Source organism: Microvirga vignae, from assembly GCF_001017175.1.
Lineage (GTDB): Bacteria > Pseudomonadota > Alphaproteobacteria > Rhizobiales > Beijerinckiaceae > Microvirga > Microvirga vignae.
Map to the genome: position 1 here is coordinate 1 of NZ_LCYG01000107.1, position 4,300 is coordinate 4,300.

8 protein-coding genes are annotated in these 4,300 nt (G+C 58.7%); 6 read left to right on the forward strand and 2 right to left on the reverse strand.

Annotated elements, in window-relative coordinates; all coding sequences use genetic code 11:
• Nucleotides 1-129: HU family DNA-binding protein (locus tag AA309_RS28385; RefSeq protein ID WP_047192383.1), on the forward strand; the 129-nt coding region annotated here is incomplete at its 5' end.
• Between the two features lie 83 nt (nucleotides 130-212).
• Here AA309_RS28385 and AA309_RS28390 read toward each other — a convergent pair.
• Nucleotides 213-485, reverse strand: a complete 273-nt coding sequence (locus AA309_RS28390; RefSeq protein ID WP_047192384.1) for an SWIB/MDM2 domain-containing protein — start codon at nucleotides 483-485, stop codon at nucleotides 213-215.
• Between the two features lie 82 nt (nucleotides 486-567).
• On the reverse strand, nucleotides 568-840 hold the full coding sequence (locus AA309_RS28395) for a hypothetical protein (RefSeq protein ID WP_150117814.1): 273 nt from the start codon (nucleotides 838-840) through the stop codon (nucleotides 568-570).
• A 1,011-nt stretch (nucleotides 841-1,851) separates the two neighbouring features.
• Here AA309_RS28395 and AA309_RS28405 point away from each other — a divergent pair.
• From AA309_RS28405 to AA309_RS37520, 5 genes are all read left to right on the forward strand, one after another.
• A complete protein-coding gene (locus tag AA309_RS28405; protein WP_047192387.1) occupies nucleotides 1,852-2,184 on the forward strand; it encodes a hypothetical protein in 333 nt (110 codons plus the stop codon).
• 308 nt (nucleotides 2,185-2,492) lie between these two features.
• The gene (locus AA309_RS28410) at nucleotides 2,493-2,684 is read left to right on the forward strand and encodes a hypothetical protein (RefSeq protein WP_133239399.1); all 192 of its coding nucleotides are present in this window, start codon (nucleotides 2,493-2,495) and stop codon (nucleotides 2,682-2,684) included.
• A gap of 634 nt (nucleotides 2,685-3,318) precedes the next feature.
• Nucleotides 3,319-3,894, forward strand: coding sequence for a CYTH domain-containing protein (locus tag AA309_RS28415; RefSeq protein WP_244470525.1), 576 nt, complete (start codon nucleotides 3,319-3,321; stop codon nucleotides 3,892-3,894).
• The gene (locus AA309_RS36935) at nucleotides 3,891-4,109 is read left to right on the forward strand and encodes a hypothetical protein (protein WP_047192389.1); all 219 of its coding nucleotides are present in this window, start codon (nucleotides 3,891-3,893) and stop codon (nucleotides 4,107-4,109) included. Before AA309_RS28415 ends, AA309_RS36935 begins: the two co-directional genes overlap by 4 nt.
• Before the next feature lie 53 nt (nucleotides 4,110-4,162).
• Complete coding sequence (locus AA309_RS37520) at nucleotides 4,163-4,276, forward strand: hypothetical protein (RefSeq protein ID WP_342027990.1); 114 nt, start codon at nucleotides 4,163-4,165, stop codon at nucleotides 4,274-4,276.
• Nucleotides 4,277-4,300 lie beyond the last annotated feature (24 nt).

The window sequence follows — 4,300 nt, forward strand, 5'->3', positions numbered from 1 at the left end:
GGCATCCTCCAGGTTCGCAAGCGCGCCGCTCGCATGGGCCGCAACCCGCAGACCGGCGAACCCGTGAAGATCAAGGCTTCGAAGAAGATCGCCTTCCGCGCCGCCAAGGACCTGAAGGAATCGATCTAACCGGAGCGGTCGCCGGAGTAACTGAGGATACGCCAACTCCGCCGGAACTCTGGTGGGGTTGGCCTGCCGTTACTGAGTGCTCCTCAGGAGAGATGCTGAGCGAAGTACTTGTTCATCTCGAACATACTGACCTTGCTCTTGCCGCCGAACACAGCCTGAAGCTTCCCGTCGGCGAGGATCTCACGCTTATTCTCGGGGTTCTGCAGGTTGTTCGACTTGATGTAGTCCCACACCTTGCTCACAACCTCCGTGCGGGGCAACGGGGAAGAACCGACCACAGCCGCCAGTTCAGTCGAGGGCTGCAACGGCTTCATCAAAGCTGGATTCGGCTTCTTGGCTGCATTGGATTCTGACACTGTAAAACTCCGTTGTTAGTCTTGTCTGCCATCTGTATGGGAAAGGTGGCGGGACCATGGCGAGCAAGGACCTAACAGTCTCTTATCCCCGCTCCGGCCATCGAAGTGTTCGGACGGTGGCTCGATTGACGATTGCCAGACCGTCACCACCCGCGCCGCTTGCTTTGTGGCTTTGCATCATCTGCCGCATCGCTTCCTCGGCCTGCGCTCTGGCTTCGTCATCATGCCTGAGGTTGCGTACGTCCGAAGGTTCCTCTTGCTGATGCATGCCATTCTTGCGCGCCCGCCGCTGCTTTGCCCGCGCGGCAGTGGCCGCCGTGTTGGCCAGCTTCTCAAGCCTATCGAGATGCGGCATCCTGGCAGCCCCGTTGATCTCAGGTTGTTCGTCCTCCTCCGGGCGTTTAGCCATATGTTCGTTTCCTCAGGATGAAAGTGGTCAACTGCGCTAGAGTGTTACAAGCTTCCATTTCAGGACGCATCGATTAACTTCGCCTTAACTATAAAGGCCCGAGGTATGCCGATGCGAAAGATCCGTCATGGCTTCATAGCTATCGCCGTCCTCGGTGGCCCAGCCTCTCTCATCCTCGCGCACCAGAAGCTCACGGCAACTTTGACGCACGACGCATCCAATCCATCCGATGTCGCCGCAATCGTGCAGCAGGCCTATTCCAGATGCGCGGAAGCCCCGCGGCGTGTCAGACCCTCACACTGCGATGACTACATCCGGTCATTTGACGAATGCGCCGCCCGCAAGAACGAGTGCGACCCGCACTCTGTTTACGAGGTCTTGCTCAAGTTGAGGTTCACACCTTCGGATCGCGGCCACGAAACGTCGCCAAAGCCACTCTGAGGACCAATCGGCACTGCGACCTGGCGCATGCTCGGGCGCTCTTATCGCATGCCTCGAGTGGAGCACGTCATCCAGACGTTTACCATGTTTTCCCGATTAGTCCCTAGGTCTGATGAAGCCGCGATGAGCGCGGAACCATGCTTCCCCCAGATCATTGATGTCCGCCAGCTGAATTGACCCTCATCGCCGGATGCTCGCACATCTGTGTCGGACTTCGGGTCGCAACTGGGCGGCTCATTTCATAATGCTGTCATCACTTTCTGGGAAAGCCAGGAGACTAAGCCATATCGTTCAATCAAAGGTCAGGCGCTCGCGCCCGATGCTTGCTTTTGCTCAGCCATTGGCCGGGCCACATTGCTCGGTTCACGTCCGATAGGACGCAACGTTGGGAGGCTCAGATTCGCTATGTTTGCATGTCATTCTGACGTCACAGTCCTCGCTCACCGGGAGCCTTCATCGGTCCTTATCTCTACGAGAAACCTTGCAGCAAATCCCTCAGAGGACCATTGGCGAGACATGTTCACGATCAACGACACCACGACCGCAGCGATCAACATCCTTGGGGCAATCGATGCTCTCGAGTCTGCCCTGGATCGTCGCAGTGTCGATGCCGATGTTGCCATGACAACAGATCAGGAGCGAGAACTGCTGACACTTGGGATCAGAGATTCGCTGCTCATTCTCGGGATGCACCGCAAGCCACTGCCGAAAGTTCTGTCCTTGCTCTCGCGACGGATGGCAATCTCCCTCGGAATCTCTCGCACGAAGGCGAGCGCGGCCTTATGTGAGTTTCGCTTAGTGGAGGAACTGGCTGAAGGATTGTCTGCGCCAGCCGCGAGCGCCGCCTAAGGAACTCATCACAAGATTGGTCCGGCACAAACAGATGCTGGCCCGCCGTGAGGACCGCCCTCATGGAGGTGCCTCATGTGCACGGTTCCTCCTTACCAAACTCTCGTTCAGAAGTCATCGAGACGGCCAGGGGCAATAAACGACGTAACGGGGCTGGTCTCAACAGCAGAATTATGGTATTGAGGCTGCCTCGCGGATCTTCCGCACAGTTCACAGCCACAGCCAGAGGAGGCGTTACATGTCTATGCGACTTTGCACGTACGAACGCGCCGCGCTCCTCATCACAACTCTTGCTGCTGGTGGCTCCGATGAAACCGACCGTATTCCCTCTGCCCTTTGTAGGGTTCGCATTCCGCTTTGAGTTCATTCGCGTTCAGCGCAAGCCGGCGAACGATTATAAGCGGCCCATCCTGACATTCAAGTTTGTCGACGCTCTGCGACGAGAGGTGGGTCCACACATCCTGCGCGACATCGGTGTCGACCGCAGCCGGAGCGACTAACATTCCGGCAGCGATGCGGTCGCACCATCTCGATCGACACTGACGGTGTGCGTCGCCGCACAGCGGCTTGTTGGACGCGCATCTCCATGGACCGTGCGATGCCGGAACACATCTCACGTGCCCTGGTGGAAGGTCTGGTGCTCAGCCTCTCGCCGGGGCGCCTCATGCTTGTTCACAGCGTTCGGTTGCACTTCCGACGTTGATGGCGCATTGTGGTGGCGTGGTGTTGCAACCGGCATCACAAAAGCGCCCTGACAGTGAGCTCCGCACGGCTAACTCTGTCAGGGCGTTGTCGTTTGTGAGAACTTTTCTCTCATTGGTGGTGGTCCTGCGCTCGGGGTATGGTCCGCTTAAACGGCCGACGCATCTTTGCATCTTCCGCTCAGGCTATAGTGGGTCGAGGACATCTCACTCCGTCGTCAGGCGTTGAATGCGGAGCTCGGCAAGCCTACGCTGATCCCCTGTCTCTCAACAATCGAGCGTGCATGACCCAGCGGCAGATCAGCGAGAAGAGGTCTTAGGCTTAGGGTTGGCGCTGAGCGGAAACCATATGCTGGGATTCAGGGTTGCTTCCCCCTTCTTCCGCAATGTACGAAAGACAGGCGTTCGCAATCCCTCACATTCCTTGGGTTTCATGACTGCTCGCCGCTTTCTCCTCACCCCGTCGTTCGCCCGTCTGATCCGGCGCGAAAGGGGTGGGCTGCGCCACGTCGAGGGCTTCTTCCCCAAACAGCGGGATCGTTCCTCCTGGGTTCGCCTCGAAGAGGCGAGGGGTCTGCTGATCCTCAAGACGGTTGGCCCTCACGGCGAGGTCGAGGACCAGACCGAAATCCCGGTAGCCCATGCTCATGCGCTGCTTGAGGTCTGCGCCGGCGAGGTCGACTACACCCGAACAGCCTTGTCGATCGGCGAAGGGCAGGCCCTGGTCGACGAGATCATCCGGCCGTGTGTCCTGCACCTCGTCACCATGGAGTTTGTCTCCGAGGAGGAGGCGAGGGGCTTCCGCCCGCTCGAGTGGTTCGGCCCTGAGGTGACAGGAGATTCCCGCTACACCCATCAATTCATCGCGCTTCAAGGGCTTGCTGAGGCTCCGGAGATCCCGCTATCCGATGCGGCACTCGACAGCCTGATCGACACCCTGGAAGGCCGCTTTGCCGCCCAAGCGCGGATGGCTACTAAAACCGGCCGAAGGCCAGGCAGGTCCCCGTGACCAGGGCCAAGGCACAAACCAACGATCAGGCCATCAAGGTCAATCTCGACGAGATCGAGCGGGCGGTGATGCGTGAAATGGAGAAGACACTTCAGAAGAGCAACCCCGAGTACGAGCCGCTCCCAAGATGCCCGACGCCCGTTCACCCATACGGCACCATCTGGTGCTCTATCGGCGCGACCCGGAACAGGGCAGAGCACGCTTCTTCAGCCTGATGATCAAGCGAGACCTATTCGGTACGATCCGCCTGGTGCGCAACTAGGGTTTTGTGGGGTCGAAAGGTCATGAGAAGATCGAGATCTTCTCCGATGAGAGTAAAGCCGTGCAGGCGCTGGACAACTGGGCAGGATCCCAGCGACGGAAGGGCTATACAGACCTCTGACTCATCGAGACAGGGGCCGCTGCG